The 16,332-nt window shown below is 74.1% G+C and carries 11 protein-coding genes; 9 read left to right on the top strand and 2 right to left on the bottom strand.

Annotated elements, in window-relative coordinates; all coding sequences use genetic code 11:
* The first annotated feature begins 244 nt into the window (after positions 1-244).
* Both ACP4J3_RS39650 and ACP4J3_RS39645 read left to right on the top strand, forming a co-directional pair.
* On the top strand, positions 245-1,183 hold the full coding sequence (locus tag ACP4J3_RS39650) for a helix-turn-helix domain-containing protein (protein ID WP_426541200.1): 939 nt from the start codon (positions 245-247) through the stop codon (positions 1,181-1,183).
* Positions 1,180-4,920 carry an AMP-binding protein gene (locus ACP4J3_RS39645; protein ID WP_426541199.1) on the top strand — a complete coding sequence of 1,247 codons (3,741 nt, stop codon included), beginning with the start codon at positions 1,180-1,182 and terminating at the stop codon, positions 4,918-4,920. The genes ACP4J3_RS39650 and ACP4J3_RS39645 overlap by 4 nt, the downstream gene beginning before the upstream one ends.
* Positions 4,921-5,427: 507 nt before the next feature.
* Here ACP4J3_RS39645 and ACP4J3_RS39640 read toward each other — a convergent pair.
* Together ACP4J3_RS39640 and ACP4J3_RS39635 are read right to left on the bottom strand one after the other, a co-directional pair.
* Positions 5,428-6,438: an LLM class oxidoreductase gene (locus ACP4J3_RS39640; RefSeq protein WP_426541198.1), complete on the bottom strand. Its 1,011-nt coding sequence runs from the start codon at positions 6,436-6,438 to the stop codon at positions 5,428-5,430.
* 157 nt (positions 6,439-6,595) lie between these two features.
* Positions 6,596-6,850 carry a hypothetical protein gene (locus ACP4J3_RS39635; RefSeq protein WP_426541197.1) on the bottom strand — a complete coding sequence of 85 codons (255 nt, stop codon included), beginning with the start codon at positions 6,848-6,850 and terminating at the stop codon, positions 6,596-6,598.
* A gap of 359 nt (positions 6,851-7,209) precedes the next feature.
* On the opposite strand from ACP4J3_RS39635, the gene ACP4J3_RS39630 reads away from it, so the two are divergent.
* From ACP4J3_RS39630 to ACP4J3_RS39600, 7 genes are all read left to right on the top strand, one after another.
* Positions 7,210-8,436, top strand: coding sequence for an IS701 family transposase (locus ACP4J3_RS39630; RefSeq protein ID WP_426541196.1), 1,227 nt, complete (start codon positions 7,210-7,212; stop codon positions 8,434-8,436).
* A 205-nt stretch (positions 8,437-8,641) separates the two neighbouring features.
* On the top strand, positions 8,642-10,282 hold the full coding sequence (locus ACP4J3_RS39625; protein ID WP_426541195.1) for a carboxylesterase/lipase family protein: 1,641 nt from the start codon (positions 8,642-8,644) through the stop codon (positions 10,280-10,282).
* 134 nt (positions 10,283-10,416) lie between these two features.
* Entirely contained in the window at positions 10,417-11,586 is a 1,170-nt protein-coding gene (locus ACP4J3_RS39620) for a 3-deoxy-7-phosphoheptulonate synthase (RefSeq protein WP_426541194.1), read from the top strand.
* Between the two features lie 56 nt (positions 11,587-11,642).
* Positions 11,643-12,419: a 2,3-dihydro-2,3-dihydroxybenzoate dehydrogenase gene (locus tag ACP4J3_RS39615; RefSeq protein ID WP_426541193.1), complete on the top strand. Its 777-nt coding sequence runs from the start codon at positions 11,643-11,645 to the stop codon at positions 12,417-12,419.
* Positions 12,420-12,560: 141 nt separating this feature from the next.
* Positions 12,561-13,184, top strand: a complete 624-nt coding sequence (locus ACP4J3_RS39610; protein WP_426541192.1) for an isochorismatase family protein — start codon at positions 12,561-12,563, stop codon at positions 13,182-13,184.
* On the top strand, positions 13,181-15,103 hold the full coding sequence (locus ACP4J3_RS39605) for an anthranilate synthase family protein (RefSeq protein WP_426541191.1): 1,923 nt from the start codon (positions 13,181-13,183) through the stop codon (positions 15,101-15,103). The genes ACP4J3_RS39610 and ACP4J3_RS39605 overlap by 4 nt, the downstream gene beginning before the upstream one ends.
* 164 nt (positions 15,104-15,267) lie before the next feature.
* The gene (locus tag ACP4J3_RS39600) at positions 15,268-16,323 is read left to right on the top strand and encodes a 3-oxoacyl-ACP synthase III family protein (RefSeq protein WP_426541190.1); all 1,056 of its coding nucleotides are present in this window, start codon (positions 15,268-15,270) and stop codon (positions 16,321-16,323) included.
* Positions 16,324-16,332: the final 9 nt, after the last annotated feature.

Below are 16,332 nucleotides of genomic sequence, written 5' to 3'. Positions count from 1 at the left end.
GCCGGCAGGTCGGCGCGCAGCCGGTCCTTGAGCAAACGCGTACCGCCTCGTGCGGGATCACGCCGTCTCGTTTTCGCCCCTCCCGTGTCGCGGACTGTTCGAACGCGTGTGGGCTTGCGTGCCATCGAATCCTCCGATACGACTTCGATACCAGCATGCGGGTATGTTTTCCTGGGGCAAGGCGACGGAACGCCCGCGCGGGTGGCCGGTTTCCGTCCCGGACGCACGGATGGAGGTTGATGCGGTGCCACGCCTCGACGAGCTGAAGCCGACGCACGTCACTGCCGGACCCGCTCCCGCCGGCCGCGGCGGGGTGCAGATCGTCAGGGAGCACGACGAACCGCTCGATGGCACCACCAGGACCCACCAGTTCGGCGGGGTACGGGTGTCACTGGTCAAGGGCGACGGCCCCAGAGAACTGATCCGGCCGGGCCGCCAGATCGACCTGAGCACGGCGGGCTGCCTGCGCGTCGTACGTCCGTTGACCGGATCCGTCTGGGTGTTCCAGGACGGCCGGCACGGGACCGTACGTGCCCCGCAGCTCGTCTGCTTCGACAGCACCCGCCCCTACAAGGCGGTGATGCCCGAGAACTTCCGCCTGGTCGACATCGTGGTCACGCACCGCCTGGTGGGCCTGACCGCACCCGAGGCCGAGCCTCTGACGGCCCGGCCGTGGTCCGGCGCCGAAGGGCTGGCCGCCCTGCTGTCCTCCCTCCTCGACGGGCTCGGCCGGCACGGCAGGGAGGTGGAGACGGCGGTCGACCTGCTCGGCGGCAGCGTCGTGGGACTGACCGCGGCGCTCTTCGCGGAGCGCATGCGCGAGGTCGCCCAGGACCCGCAGATCGCCCGGCAGACGCTGATGCTGCACATCCAGGCCTACGTCCGCGAGCGGCTGGCCGAGCCCGATCTGAGCCCGGTGACGATCGCCCGCGAGCACAACATCTCGTTGCGCTACCTGCAGAAGATCTTCCAGGAGCACGGCATCAGCCCCGCCCGCTGGATCCGCGACGAGCGGCTGGCCCGCTGCCGTACCGAACTGGCCGACCCCTCCCTGGACCACCTGCCCGTCGCGCTGATCGGGGAGCGGGCCGGACTGTACGGGGCGTCCCACTTCAGCCGGCTCTTCCGCGACCGCTACGGCATCACCCCCCGCGACTACCGCAGGGAGCGTGATGGCTCATGACCGGCACAGGCCTGGCACTGCTGGACGGCGGGCCCGCCCCGCACCCGGAGTGCGGCACGCTCGGCAACGCGCTGGTGCGGTCCGCGCTCGCCCCCGACGCCGAGGGCCTGTGCTTCGTCGGCGCCGACGGCGGCGAGACCCGGTGGAGCTACGCGCGGCTCCTCACGGAGGCGGCCCGGACGCTCGCCGGGATGCGCGAGGCCGGGGTGCGCCCCGGGGAACGGGTCGTCCTGCACATCGCCGAAGAAACCGAGCTGCTGGCCGTGTTCTGGGCCTGCGTGCTGGGCGGGTTCGTCCCGCTGCTCGTCGGCACCGGCGCCACCGACGGCGCCCGCGCGGCCGCGCCCGGCCTGCTCGACGCGGTGTGGAAGCGCTACGGCCGTCCGCGCGTCGTCACCGGCCAAGGACAGCAGGTCCTCGCGGCCACCCGGGCGCACCCCAGCTGGGTCAGGTCCTGGCTCGGCCACCCGCACCGGCTGCGCGCCGCCGTCCCCGACCACCACCGCCACCCGGCCCGCCCCGACGACCTCGCGGCCCTGCTGCTGACCTCCGGCTCCACCGGAGTGCCCAAGGCCGTGATGCTCACCCACCGCAACATCCTCAGCCGCGCCGCCGCCACGGCCCGCGCCAACGAGCTCAGCGAGGCGACCCGCACCGTCAACTGGATGCCGCTGGACCACGCCGGCGGACTGCTGCTGTTCCACGTGCGGGACGTCTACCTCGGCGCCTACCAGGTGCACGCCCGCCAGGACTGGGTCCTCGCCGACCCGCTGCGCTGGCTCGCCCTCGCCGACCGGCACCGGGCCTGCACCACCTGGGCGCCCAATTTCGCCTTCTCCCTCGTCAACGACCAGGCGCACCGGCTCGCCGGCCAGGACTGGGACCTGAGCCGCCTGCGCTACATCATGAACGGCGGGGAGGCGGTGCACGCCTCGGTGGTCCGGCGCTTCATGGAACTGCTCGCCCCGTTCCGGCTGCCCGGGGACGCGATGTTCCCCGGCTGGGGCATGTCCGAGACGGCGTCGGGCGTCGTCGACTGCCGGCTGTCCGACCTGGACACCGGGGACGGGCGCTACGTCCCCGCCGGGCGGCCCCACCCGGGCACCGCCGTGCGCTGCATCGACGACCGCGGCGAGCTCGTGCCCGCCGGCACCGTGGGACACCTCCAGGTGAGCGGGCCCTCGGTCACCCGCGGCTACCTCGACGACGCCGAGCACACCCGCCGCGCCTTCACCGCGGACGGCTGGTTCCGCACCGGAGACCTGGCGTTCGTCGAGGACGGCATCCTCACCGTCACCGGCCGCGCCGACGACCTCGTCGAGTGCGGCGGCGTGCGCTGCCACAGCCACGAGATCGAGGCCGCGGTGGAGGAGCTGGACTTCGTCACCCCGTCCCACACCGTGGCCTGCCCGGTCACCGGCGCCGACGGCGAGGAGCTCGCCGTCTTCTACCACCCGCGGCCCGGCACCGTGCAGGACGGGGCGGCAGCCGCCATCCGCGCCCGCGTCGCCGACCGAATCGGCCTGCACATTGCCCGCGTCGTCCCGGTGAGCCCGCGGGACGTCCCCAGGACCGGCATCGGAAAGCTCCGCCGATCCCGGATGCGGCAGTGGTACGAAACGCGAGGCGGCCATGGCGCGAGCCGCCGCCCGCGCCCCGAGAAGTCCCACGCGCGGACCGACGGGAAACGTTTCGGCCCGCCCGCCGGGGCCGTCGTACGCGAGAGGCCCGCCGCGCGGGCAGGAAAGGGAGAGGACGTCATGAACGACACCGCACGGACTGCCGCGGACGGCGGTGCGCTGCGGATCGGGGTGCTCGGCCCCCTGGAGATCCGCGCGCAGGGGGAGGACCGCACACCCACCGCGCCGATGGCCCGGCGCGCCCTGGCGCTACTGCTGCTCAACGCCAACCGCCTGGTGTCCACCTCGGCCCTGATCGAGGAGCTGTGGGAGGCCGACCCGCCACGGCTGGCACGAAAGACCGTGCAGACGTACGTCTACCAGATACGCAAGACGCTGCACTGCCCGGTGGATGGGGGCGAGCGCGTGCGGACCGGCCCCAATGGCTACCGGATCGATCTCCAGCCGGGCGAACTGGACCTGTGGGAGTTCGAGCACCAGGTCGCGCGCGCCCGCACCGCGCTGAACGAGGGCGATCCGCGCACCGCCGCGGCCCTGCTGCGCCAGGCGCTCGCACTGTGGCGCGGCGACCCCTTCGCCGGGCTGGAGACCGGACCGCTGCTCGCCGCGCAGATCGCGCAGATCGCCGACTCCCGGCTCAGCGCGCTGGAGCTGCGCATCACCGCGGACCTGCAACTCGGCCGCCACCGCGGTCTGGTGGGGGAGCTGCAGCAACTCACCGCGGACCACCCGCTCAACGAGGAGTTCGCCGCGCAGCTGATGCACGCCGCGCACCGGTCCGGGCAGCGTGCCACGGCCCTGGAGGCGTTCGGGCGGCTGCGCCGCCGGCTCGTCGACGAACTGGGCATCGAACCGTCCGAGCGACTGCAGAAGCTGCAGCAGGACGTGCTGAACGAGGCGCTGCCCCGGCCGGCGACGGTGCCGGCGGACGCACCCGCCGAGGCGGTTGCCGCTCCCCCCGCGGGCGGACCCGCCGCGGCGCCCGCACGGCCCGTCCGCGGGCGACTGCCCCTGGACACCCCGGACTTCACCGGCCGCACCCGGCAACTGGCCGAGCTGACCGCACTCGCGGGTGAGGGCACGGGCGCGACGCGGCCGGACGACGGGACACAACGCGAGGGCCCGCGTGTCGTCGTACTGCTGGGCCCGGCCGGGGTGGGCAAGACCGCGCTCGCCGTGCACGGGGCGCACCGGCTGGCCGGGCGGTTCCCGGACGGGACGCTGCACGCCCGGCTGCACGGCGGCGACGACCGCCCCCGTCCGGCGGCCGCCGTGCTGCGCATGCTGCTGCGGGACTGCGGTGAGGACCCGGCGGCGCTGCCCGAGGACACCGACGAACTCGCGGGGATGTTCCGCGCGTTCGCCGCCGGGCGGTCGCTGCTGGTGCTCCTGGACGACGCCGCGAGCACCGACCAGGTGCTGCCGCTGCTGCCGGCCGACAGCGCGAGCCTGGTGCTGGTGACCTCCCGGGTCCGGCTGCCCGGCCTGCCCGGCGCCCGGCCCCTGTCGCTGGGGCCGCTGTCGGCCCGGGACGCGGCGGATTTCTTCGCGCGCGTCGCCGGGCCCGAGCGCATCGCCGGCGAGCCGGACGCGCTCGGTCAGGTGACGGAGCTGATGGGCAACTTCCCGCTCACCCTGCGCGCCGTGGGCGAGAAGTTCGCGGCCCGCCCGATGTGGACGCTTCCCGACCTGGCCCTCGGGCTGGTGGACGACGGCCATCTGGCGGCGGAACTCCACGACGAGGCCTGCGACGTGCTGGCCCGGGCGGCCGGAGCCGTCGCCCGGCTGCCCGGGCCGCTGCGCCGGGCGCTGGCCCTGCTGGCGGCGGCCGGGGCGGCCTCCTTCGACATGGCACGGGCCCGGCGGCTGCTGGGCGGCGACACCTGGTGGGTCCAGTCCCTGGTGGGCCAACTGCTCGACCACCACGTGGTGGTGAGGGTGGACCAGCCCGACCCGTCCGTCCTCGCGTTCCGGGTACCGGACCTGATCCGGCTGGCGCTGCCCTCCCCCCAGGACGCGGAACTCCACGTCCTGCCCGGCGCCGACCGCGAGCTCCGCGGCCGCTCCGTCTCGGGAGTGCTGACCGCCTCGGAGTGAGCACCTCGGGGTGCTGATTGCTGCGGGGTGAGCGCCGTGGGGCGGGGGCGCGTCTTGCGACGGGTGGTGCGGTTCTCCGGGTGATGCGCTCCCAGCGGGGCGCGGTTCCACGGCCGGTGCGGTTCCACGGGCGGAGCCAGCTCGTTGGTCGGGGATTCACCCTGCCTGGACCGGCCGGGCCGACGCTGGCCGGTGGCGGTCCGGCCGGATCCGCCGGTACAGCACGGCCGAAGGCGAGGAGGCGGTATGCGGCGCGAAGACCATGAGGGGGTACCGGCCCGGTGGCTGATGGTGCCCGCGGGAGTGGAGATAGACCTCGACCCGCCGTGCGGGGCCGTCCGGCCCGCACGGCACGCGGCCGTCTGCCGTCGCTGCGGCGCACGGCAGACGGACGGCGCGGCGCCGCGACATCACGGCACCCGACAGCCGTACTCCGGCTCCTGAGGGTTTGTTGCCACGGCCACGGGCACGGGCACGGCCACGGCCCCGTTCCCCGAGGCCCGTGCCTCAGGCGGCGGAGACCGCCGGTGCCGCCTCGTGCGCCTCGTGTGCCTCGTGTGCAGGGAAGTGGGGCAGGACGTGCTCGGCGAGCTCCTGCAACACCTCGTCGACCGGCCTGCGGCCGTACTTGAGGTTGAGTACGACGTGGTGCACGCCGGCGTCCCGCAGCCCCTCGAGGTGGCTGCGCAGATAGCGCCGCCCGGTCCGGTAGCCGAGGTGGATGGCGCTGGGGCGGGCGTCGGGGCGCTCCACGAGGTCGAGGTAGAGCGACTGCGAGAACGGCTTGCGGGGCTCGCCCGCGTCGTGCACCGCCTTCTGCCACAGGGCCGTCGTCCGGCGCTGCTGGATCAGCGGGCGCGGATACATGAGCCATCCGTCGGCGTGCTCGGCGATCCACGGCACGCTCTGCCGACTGTGCCCCGTCACCAGGACGGGGATGCCGCCGTCGGACGGCTTGGGCAGCACGCCCGCGTCGCGGAAGGCGCCGTAGCGCGAGTCGACGGTCGGGAAGTCCTCCGTCCAAAGGCGTCGCAGGGTGGAGACGGCGGTACGGAACAGCCCCCCGCTGTCGTCGCGGTCGAGTCCGTACGCGGGGAACTCCACGCCCCGGTCCCCGGTGGCCGCGCCGAGCACCAGCCGCCGGCCGCTGAGCAGGTCCAGCGAGGCGGCGGACTTCGCGGTGTCGATGGGGTTGCGCAGCGGCAGCACCGTGGAGCCGGTGGCCAGCGCGATGCGCGAGGTGTGCGTCGCGATGTGGGTCAGCCAGACCCAGGGGTCGTACATCTGCCCGGCATCGCCGAACGCCGGGTCCAGCAGTGGGATGTCACGCACCCACAGGGCCGCGAACCCCGCGCGCTCCGCCCGGACGGCGCGGTCGGTCTGCTCCGCGACGTCCATCCGGGCCACCGGGCCGTCGTACGACTCCAGCGGGAAGAACACGCCCAGGGTCAGCGCACCTGGGCGGAACATGCGCGCGTATCCGAGGCGCGATGCGAACCGGGAATCGAAGCGGGACATACGGCCTCCGAAAAAAGAGTTCGCCCACCGCGGCGGGCCGCGATCCACCCCGCCGCGGTGAGCGAACGCACCGACACCATCTCCACCCGCCAACGTAGGCGCCCCCCACCTCCCCGCCTGCCCCAACCGCGCACCACCCCTGACCAGTCCGCGCACCTCACCCCTCGGCCCCGCCCGCTCCCAGGATCCCGCCCACTCCCTCGGCCCTGCCCGCTGCCAGGATCCCGCCCACTCCCTCGGCCCCGCCCGCCGCCAGGATCCCGCCCACTCCCTCGGCCCCGCCCGCCGCCAGGATCCCGCCCACCTCCTCGGCCCCGCCCACTCCCAGGATCCCGCCCACCTCCTCGGGCCTGCCCGCTGCCAGGATCCCGCCCACCTCCTCGGGCCTGCCCGCTGACAGGATCTCGCCCACCTCCTCGGGCCCCCTCCGCTTTCGGGATCCTGTCCGCTCGTCTCGGTCGGCCGTTCCTTGGGCTCCGCCCGCTTCTCGGCCGCGTCCGTCGCCGGGGCTGCTCCGCTCTTCGGATCCCCCCGGCCACCGCGGGCCCGTCCGCTTCCGCTCCCCGCAGCCCGTCCGCCGCTCGGAGCTCTCCCGCTCTCGTTGAGCCGCCGGGCTCCTCCGAGGTCCCCTCCCAGCTCCCCCGATTCCCCCCTGCCTTCGCGGCCCCCGCTTTCCCGGCCTGCGCGTTTCCCGTGCCTTGGCCTGCCCTTGGACGGCCGGTTCGAGGCTGCCGGAGCAGGCATCGGGACCGACTGACGAGGTGGGATGGGATGCAGGGCAGGCTGCACAGGCGCATCATGCAGGGCGAGCTGTTCCCCTCGGCGCGGGCGACGTCCCAGGAGAGCGTGCTGGAGGAGCTGAGCTCGGTGCTCTTCGAGTCCCTGCCGCGCAGCGACCAGCGGCGCAGGGGCGTGGAGTACGTACAGGGCCTGCTCGGCGTCGAGGGCCGCAAGTCGATACGGAACATCTCCTCGCTGTTCGGCGGGGAGGCGGCCGAACAGAGCCTGCATCACTTCATCAGCGGCTCCACCTGGGACTGGAGCCCCGTCCGCCGCGCCCTCGCCCGCCACCTCGAGGAGATCTCCCCGGCCCGCGCCTACGTACTGCGGCCGATGGTGATACCCAAGGCCGGCGACAGCTCGGTCGGCGTGGACCGCCGCTTCGACCCCAGCCGCGGCCAGATGATGAACGCCCAGCAGGCCGTGGGCGTGTGGGCGGTGTCCGAGGAGCACAGCACCCCCGTCAACTGGCGCCTGCACCTGCCCGAGACCTGGCTGGAGGACGCCACCCGGCGCCGGCAGGCCTCGATCCCGGAGAGCGCCTCGCCCGAGACCATGGACCAGTGCAGCGTGGAGGCCTACCTCGACATCACCCGCAACTGGGGCCTGCCGGCGCGCCCGGCCGTCATGGACGCGCGCGAGGCCGACGTCACGAGCATCGTGCGCCGGCTGCAGGCCGCGGGCGCGCCGATGCTGCTGCGCGTCAGCGCCAACCTGAGGCTGTCCGCGATCGACCCGGGTCTGCCCCGCAGCACCGCCGAGACGGAGATGACGGCACATCAGCTGATGCTGATGGCCCGCCCGCTGCGCCAGCCGGTCATCCAGCGCAGACCCGGCCCGGCCGGCGGTGCCGTGCACGCGGGCCTGACCGCGGCCGTCCGGGTGCAGCTGCCCCGGCGCACCTCCCGCCGCCCCTCCTGGAGCCGCGACCTGGTACTGCTCGGCGCCGGCGACAACGGCCGGCGCTGGCCGGGCGAACTGTGGCTGACCGACATCACCGACCTGCACCCCGCCCAGCTGCTGCGGCTCAGCCGGCTGACCCGGCGCGTGGAGCAGGACTTCGCCCAGATCGCCGAACGGGTCGGCATCCGGGACTTCTCCGGCCGCTCCTTCAGCGGCTGGCACCGCCATGCCACCCTCGCCTCGGCCGCCCACGCCGTCGCGGTCCTGTCCGGCACGGCCGAACCGCTCACGGAGGTGGCCCGGGCAACCGCGTGAGCGCCGAGGACGGCGCAGTGTACGGACGCGGAAGGCGCCTGTCGGCGCCTCACCGCCCGTTGTGTCAGCTCCGCGGCCGGCCCGGCCGATGAGCTGACGGACTCTGCACGGCAGCTGACGGATTGCCAGGGCCTGCTTTGGTGACCCCTGAACCGGCGGCACACGATCGGCGGACCAGCCCGTCCGAGTGCCCGAGGAGTTCACCATGGCCAGCCAGCCGCAGGCCGCAGGCAAGCGGCGGGGCGCGTCCGCCGTCGTCACGGACCCGCCCCGCCCCCGCGCCGCGACCGCGTCCCGGGTCGTGGTGCGCACATCGGGCGGGCTGGTGGCCGGCGAACGCGCCGGCCACGTCGCCGCCTTCCGCGGCGTGCCCTACGCCCGCCCCCCACTGGGTGCCCTGCGCTTCGCCTCCCCACGGCCGCCCGAGCCCTGGAACGGCGTGCGCGAGGCCACGCACTTCACCGACGTCTCCTTCCAGAGCGTCATTCCCAACCGGCCGGTACCGCCCAGCAGCGAGGACTCGCTGTACGCCAACGTCTGGACACCGGACCCCGGCGGCAGCCGGCCGGTCCTGGTCTACATTCACGGCGGCGGCTGGCAGGCCGGCGCGGGCAGCATGCCCGCGTACGACGGAGCCCGGCTCGCGCAGCGCGGCGGCCTGGTCGTCGTCACCTTCAACTACCGGCTCGGTGCTCTCGGCTTCGGCCTGCACGAGGACCTCACCGACCCGGACACCGGACACTTCGCCAACTGGGGGCTGCAGGACCAGGAGGCGCTGCTGCGCTGGGTGCACGCCAACGCCGCCGCCTTCGGCGGGGACCCCGGGAACATCACCGTGTGCGGCACCTCCGCGGGCGGCGCCACGGCCTGGCAGCTGGCACTGCTTCCCGGCCTGCGCGGCCTGATCCGGCGCATCGTGTCCATCAGCCCCAGCCATGTCACCCCGCCCGCGACCTCCCTGACGCCCGAGGACTGCCGTACCGCGTACCAGGCCGTCGCCCGCCGGCTGGGCACCACCGTCGCCGAACTGCGCGAGGTGCCGGCCGCCGCGCTCGTCGGAGCCTGGGAGGAGATCTTCGCCCCGCCCCTGGAGGACCGGATCGTCGGCAGCGGACGCTGGTACCGCGGCCCGGTCGTCGACGGGCGCACCATGCCCGCCTACGACCATCTGCTGCCGACGCCCGGCGTGCCCGTGCTGTCGATCCACACCAGCACCGAGGGCTCCTTCTACACCGGCCCCGCCTCCCCGCAGCCCCTCCCCGCCCCGCGCGACGACGCCGAGCTGCGGCGGGCCGTGCACGACGTGCTGCGGCTGGGCGAACCGGACACCGACGGCACTCTCGCGGACGCCTGCGCCGCCGCCTACCGGGCCGCGGCCCGGGACGCCGGAGCGCCGTGCGACCCGCGGTCGCTGTGGACCGAGATCTGGGGCGACGCGTTCTTCCGGCACCAGATCGTCCGGTTCGCCGAGCGCCACGCCCGCCTCGGCACCACCCCCCTGTACGCGATGGAGTTCGCCCACCCCGCGCTGCCGCCGCACTTCGGCACCCCGCACGAGGCGACCTCACCGTTCCTGTTCGGCACCCACCGGCTGCCGCAGTTCGCCCCGGTCTTCGGCGACGGGCCCGTGGAGCGGCTGCTGTCCGACATCCTCATCGACGCCGTGGCCGCGTTCGCCCGTACGTCCGCTCCGCACACCCCGAACACGCCCGACTGGCCGCCGTTCACACCCGACGCCCCCAGCACGCTCGTCCTCGGCGGACCCGGCATCGCCGAGGTCGCCCGCACCCCGAAGCTCGCCCAGCTCGGCTTCTGGGACGCGGTGGGCTGGGCACCCCGCCTCTGACCCGCCGCCCTCGCACGGCCCCGCCGCCCCGGACCGCTCCCCGCTCCGGCCGGCTCCCCGCCTTCCACCCGCGCCCGTACCCGTTGGCCGCGGCCTCGTGCCGCGCTGCCCGCCGTTTGTGTCTGGAGACATCCGTGGACGATTCCCTGCTCGACATAGAACTGAAGATCGCCCCCCAGCAGCCGGAGTGGGACGACCCGGCCCAGGTGCGCCGCGTCCGGTCGGACCTCGCGGGCCGGCCCGCGCTGGTGAGCGCCGACGACGTACGCACCCTGCGCCGCCGGCTCGCCCGGGTGGCGGCCGGCGAGGCCCTGGTGGTGCAGGCCGGGGACTGCGCGGAGGACCCCGACGAGTGCACCGCCGAACACGTCGCCCGCAAGGCGGCCCTGCTCGACCTGCTGGCCGGGTCGCTCCGGCTGGTCACCGGCAAGCCCGTGATCCGCGTGGGCCGCATCGCGGGCCAGTTCACCAAGCCGCGCTCGCAGTCCACCGAACACATCGGCGGTCTCGAACTGCCCGTCTACCGCGGCCACATGGTCAACGACCCCGACCCCACACCCGAGGGCCGCCGCCCCGACCCGCTGCGTCTGCTGACCGGCTACATGGCGGCCGACGAGACCATGCGTCACCTCGGCTGGCACCGGCAGTCCGGGCCGGACCGCATCGACCCGCCGGTGTGGACCAGCCACGAGGCGCTGCTGCTCGACTACGAGGTCCCGCTGCTGCGGCACGAGGACGACGGGATGCTGCTGTCCTCGACGCACTGGCCGTGGATCGGTGAGCGCACCCGGCAGCCCGAGGGCGCCCACGTCGCCCTGCTGGCCGGCGTGACCAACCCGGTGTCCTGCAAGGTCGGCCCGCGCACCACCCCCGACGAAATCCTGGAGCTGTGCCGGCGCCTGGACCCGCGGCGCGAGCCGGGACGGCTCACCCTCATCGCGCGCATGGGCGCCGACACGGTCGCCGACGCGCTGCCCCCGCTGGTCGAGGCGGTCCGCGCGGCCGGACACCCGGTGATCTGGCTCACCGACCCGCTGCACGCCAACACCGTCACCACCCCCGGGGGATTCAAGACCCGCTACGTGGAGGCGGCCGAGCGCGAGGTCGCCGCCTTCCACCAGGCGGTCGTACACCACGGTGGCACCGCCGGCGGCCTGCACCTGGAGGCGACACCCGACGCCGTCCTGGAGTGCGTGCCCGACGAGCGGATGGCCGACCTGGTCGGCGACGCCTACGAGAGCTTCTGCGACCCGCGGCTCAACGCCGGCCAGGCCATCTCCGTGGTGTCGGCCTGGCACCTGTGAGCCGCTCCGGACCCGACAGTCCCTGCCCGCACGGCATGTGAAGGAGAAGGCACGACATGCACAGCCAAAGCAGACTGGCCCTGGTCACCGGCGCCGCCGGCGGCATCGGCGCGGCCGTCGCCCGCGTCCTGGGCGAACGGGGCGTCGCGGTGGCCGCCGTCGACCGTGACGCCGGACAGCTCGACGAGGTGATCGGCAAACTGGGCGCGGACGCGCTGCCGGTGGCGCCGTTCGCCGCGGACGTGACCGACAGCGCCGCGGTCGAGAGCGTCGTCGCCGAGATCGAACAGCGCCTCGGCCCCATCGACCACCTCGTCAACGCGGCCGGCGTGCTGCGCCTCGGCGAGGTGAGCACCTTCAGCGACGACGACTGGAACAGCACCTTCGCCGTCAACACCACCGGCGTCTTCCACCTGTCGCGCGCCGTGGTGGGCCGCATGGTGCCGCGTGGCAGCGGAGCCGTCGTCACCGTCGCCTCCAACGCGGCCGCCACCCCCCGTACGGGGATGGCCGCCTACGCCGCCTCCAAGGCGGCCGCGGAGATGTTCACCAAGAGCCTCGGCCTGGAGGTCGCCCGGCACGGCATCCGCTGCAACATCGTCGCGCCCGGCTCCACCGACACCCCGATGCTCAGCTCGATGTGGCACGACGACTCCGGCCCGCGCGCCACCCTCGCCGGGAGCCTCGAGGCGTTCCGGGTCGGCATCCCGCTCGGCAAGCTCGCCGCGCCCACCGACGTCGCGCACGCCGTCGCCTTCCTGCTGTCCGACCAGGCGTCCCACATCACGCTGCACACCCTGACCGTCGACGGCGGCGCCGCACTGGGCGCATAGAGCTCGGTCGTTCAGCGCCGTTTGCGACTGCGGGCCGTCTGTGGCTGGTCGCGCCCACGCGGCGGAGCCGCACATGGACGCAGCCCCGCGCCCCTTTGGGGCGCGCTTCCCGCACCGTCGAGAAAGGACTTCGAGTTCGTCATGGCCGGTCTCCCGCCCATTGAGTCGTACCCCTTGCCGACCCCGTCCGAGCTGCAGGCGAACACCGCCCCCTGGACCCCCGACCCCGACCGCGCGGTGCTGCTCGTCCACGACATGCAGCGCTACTTCCTCAAGCCGTTCCCCGAGCCGCTGCGCGGTCAACTCGTGCAGAACGCGGCCCACCTGCGTGAGCGCTGCGCCGGTCTCAAGATCCCCGTCGCCTACACCGCCCAGCCCGGCGGCATGAGTGCCCACCAGCGGGGTCTGCTCAAGGACTTCTGGGGCCCGGGCATGCGTCCGGCGCCCGCGGACCGCGCCGTGGTCGACGCGCTCGCCCCCCGCGAGGGGGACTGGCTGATCACCAAGTGGCGCTACAGCGCCTTCCACCACACCGACCTGCTCACCCGGATGCGTTTCCACCAGCGCGACCAGCTCATCGTCTGCGGCGTCTACGCCCACGTCGGCGTGCTGATCACCGCCGTGGAGGCGTTCAGCCACGACATCGAGACGTTCCTGGCCGCCGACGCCGTCGCCGACTTCGACGAGAGCCACCACCGGATGGCCGTCGAGTACGCGGCCGCGCGCTGCGCGGTCGTCACCACCGCCAAGGAGGTCTTCGCATGACCGGCACCCGCGCCGGACGCCCGCACGAGGGCGGTCTGCTCGACGACATACTCGGCCCCACGCCGCCGCCGTTCGCCCTGCTGCACCGCCCCGAGGCCACCGGCCCCGGCGTGCTCGACGTCATCGTCGGCGAGGTGTCGCACCCCGAGACCCTGGCCGGCATCCCGCTGCCCGGGCCGACCGAGGCGACCGGCGCCCCCCGGCACGAGGTGCTCGCCCTCGTCCCCTACCGGCAGATCGCCGAGCGGGGCTATTGCGGCCACGACGACGGCACCCCCCTGGTGGCGCTGAGCGTCACCCGGCAGGAGACCGCCCCGCTGGCCGCCGTCCTGCAGAGGCTGCCCGACGAACCCATCCGCACCACCGGAGCCCGCTTCGACGTCGACGACGACGCCTACGCCGACACCGTGCGCCGGATCATCACCGACGAGATCGGCACCGGCGAGGGCGCGAACTTCGTCATCAAGCGGACCTTCACCGTCGACATCTCCGACTACACCCCGCGCAGCGCCCTGACCTTCTTCAAGCGGCTCCTGGAGCGCGAGAAGGGCGCGTACTGGACGTTCGTCGTGCACACCGGCGAGCGCACCCTGGTCGGCGCCACACCCGAGCGGCACATCAGCGTGGACGGCGGCACCGCGGTGATGAACCCGATCTCCGGCACCTACCGCTACCCGGCCTCCGGCCCCACCCTGCCGGAGGTGATGGACTTCCTCGCCGACCGCAAGGAGGCCGACGAGCTGTACATGGTCGTCGACGAGGAACTGAAGATGATGGCCCGGATCTGCCCCGGCGGCGGCCGGGTGACGGGCCCCTTCCTCAAGGAGATGGCGCGGCTCGCGCACACCGAGTACTTCATCGAGGGACGGACCGCCGGCGACCCGCGCGAGGTGCTGCGCGAGACGCTGTTCGCGCCGACGGTCACCGGCTCGCCCCTGGAGAGCGCCTGCCGGGTCATCGGCCGCTACGAGCAGGAGGGCCGCGGCTACTACAGCGGCGTCGTCGCCCTGATGGGCCGTGACGCCGAGGGCCGCCCGGCCCTGGACTCCGCGATCTGCATCCGCACCGCCGACATCGACACGGCGGGAACCGTGCGCATCGGCGTCGGGGCCACCCTGGTGCGCCACTCCGACCCGCTGTCCGAGGTGGCCGAGACCCGCGCCAAGGCCGCCGGGCTGCTCGCCGCCCTGGAGGGGGAGGGGCAGGCCCGGTTCGCGGCCCACCCCGAGGTGCGCCGGGCGCTGGAGAGGCGCAACGAGACCATCGCCGGGTTCTGGCTCGCCGACGGTGCGCGGCCCGTCGGACGGACGCTGCTGCCGCCGGGCCGCAAGCTCCTGGTGGTGGACGCCGAGGACACCTTCACCTCGATGATCGGGCACCAACTGCACTCCCTGGGCCTGGAGGTGACGGTCAAACGCTTCGACGAGCCCTATCGCCTCGCCGGCCACGACCTGGTGGTGATGGGACCCGGCCCCGGTGACCCGCGCGACCTGTCCCAGCCCAAGATCGCCCACCTGGACGCCACGATCGCACGGCTGCTGAAGGAGCAGCGGCCGTTCCTGGCGATCTGCCTCAGCCACCAGGTGCTCAGCCGCCGTCTCGGCCTCGGCCTGGTGCGCCGGGCCGTGCCCAACCAGGGCGTCCAGCGGGACATCGACCTGTTCGGGCGGCGCGAACGCGTCGGCTTCTACAACACGTTCGCGGCCGTGAGCGCCGAGGACAAGACGGAGGCGGCCGGGGCCGGCGTCGTCGAGATCGCCCGCGATCCCGACAGCCAGGAGGTCCACGCGCTGCGCGGCACGTACTTCGCGTCGATGCAGTTCCACCCCGAGTCCGTGCTCACCCAGAACGGGTTCGCCATCACCGGCGACCTGGTGCGCGGCCTGCTGACCGGCTCTCCGCTGGCGCCGGCCGCGTGACACCCCGGCGTCCGGCCCGGCACCCCTGCGGCCGGGCCGGACGCCATCTGACGTACTCCCCGGCGACCTGACGGGTTCGGCGTCCGGCCTTTGCCCGGGGCCGAGCGGCCTCGGGAGCATCTGCCTGCGCGGGGAGGCCCGAACTCTCATGGAAGGGTCACACAATGATCACCACGGGTACGGCCCGGACCGGCCGGACGAGTGCAGGTATCGCGATCCTGGGGACGGGGTCCTGCCTGCCCTCGCATGTGGTCGGCAACGACGAGGTGGCGGCCGCCGCCGGGGTCACCGACGAGTGGATCCGGCTCAAGACCGGGATACGCAGCAGGCGCCGGGCCAAGCCGGACGAGGCCACCTCGGACCTGGCGATCGCCGCGGGCCGGGCCGCGATGGAGGCCGCCGGCATCGGCGCCGCGGACCTCTCGCTGATCGTCGTCGCGACCTCGACGCCCGACCAGCCGCAGCCGCCCACCGCCAGCATCGTCGCCGACGGCCTCGGCGCGGGCCACGGCACCGCCGCCTTCGACGTCAACGCCGTCTGCAGCGGCTTCGTGTTCGCGCTGAACGCCGCCCAGCACGTCCTGGCGGGCTCCGACTCGCCGTACGCGCTGGTCGTGGGCGCGGACATCTACTCCCGCATCCTCAACCCCGCCGACCGGCGCACCGCCATCCTCTTCGGCGACGGCGCCGGAGCGGTGGTGCTCGGCCCGGCCCGGCCCGGGCGCGGCCTGCTGGCCGGACGGCTGGCCGGATTCGGCGCCGAACGCGACCTGATCGAGGTGCCGGCCGGGGGCAGCCGCCTGCCCGCGAGCGCCGAGACCCTCGCCGACGGCCGGCACTACTTCACCATGAACGGGCGCGGGGTGCGCGACTTCGTCAACACCACGGTCGCCCCGGCCATCACCGCCTTCGTCGAGGAGGCGGGCTTCACCGCCGGCGCCGTCGACCACTTCGTGCCGCACCAGGCCAACGGGCGGATGCTCGAGGACCTTTCGGACACCCTCGGCATCCCGGCCGGCCACACCCGCGTCACCTACGAGGACTTCGGCAACACCGGAGCCGCCTCGATCCCCGTCACCCTCGACCGGGCGGCCCGCTCGGGGCAGCTCGCCGACGGGGACCTCCTGCTTCTGGCCGGCTTCGGCGGCGGCATGGCGATGGGCCTGTCGCTGCTGCGCTGGCAGCGCACCCAACCCTCACCCAGCACCACGCAACGCTAAGGAGACGGC

The organism is Streptomyces sp. UG1 (assembly GCF_049974585.1).
Taxonomy (GTDB): Bacteria; Actinomycetota; Actinomycetes; order Streptomycetales; family Streptomycetaceae; genus Streptomyces.
This window is presented reverse-complemented; position numbering and strand designations above follow the sequence as displayed.

Excerpts from the sequence above, each read along its gene's own strand:
- ACP4J3_RS39625 (WP_426541195.1), top strand. The coding sequence starts at position 8,642 with ATGGCCAGCCAGCCGCAGGCCGCAGGCAAGCGGCGGGGCGCGTCCGCC.
- ACP4J3_RS39615 (WP_426541193.1), top strand. The coding sequence starts at position 11,643 with ATGCACAGCCAAAGCAGACTGGCCCTGGTCACCGGCGCCGCCGGCGGC.
- ACP4J3_RS39610 (WP_426541192.1), top strand. The coding sequence starts at position 12,561 with ATGGCCGGTCTCCCGCCCATTGAGTCGTACCCCTTGCCGACCCCGTCC.
- ACP4J3_RS39630 (WP_426541196.1), top strand. The coding sequence starts at position 7,210 with ATGCAGGGCAGGCTGCACAGGCGCATCATGCAGGGCGAGCTGTTCCCC.
- ACP4J3_RS39640 (WP_426541198.1), bottom strand. The coding sequence starts at position 6,438 with ATGTCCCGCTTCGATTCCCGGTTCGCATCGCGCCTCGGATACGCGCGC.
- ACP4J3_RS39645 (WP_426541199.1), top strand. The coding sequence starts at position 1,180 with ATGACCGGCACAGGCCTGGCACTGCTGGACGGCGGGCCCGCCCCGCAC.
- ACP4J3_RS39600 (WP_426541190.1), top strand. The coding sequence starts at position 15,268 with ATGATCACCACGGGTACGGCCCGGACCGGCCGGACGAGTGCAGGTATC.
- ACP4J3_RS39605 (WP_426541191.1), top strand. The coding sequence starts at position 13,181 with ATGACCGGCACCCGCGCCGGACGCCCGCACGAGGGCGGTCTGCTCGAC.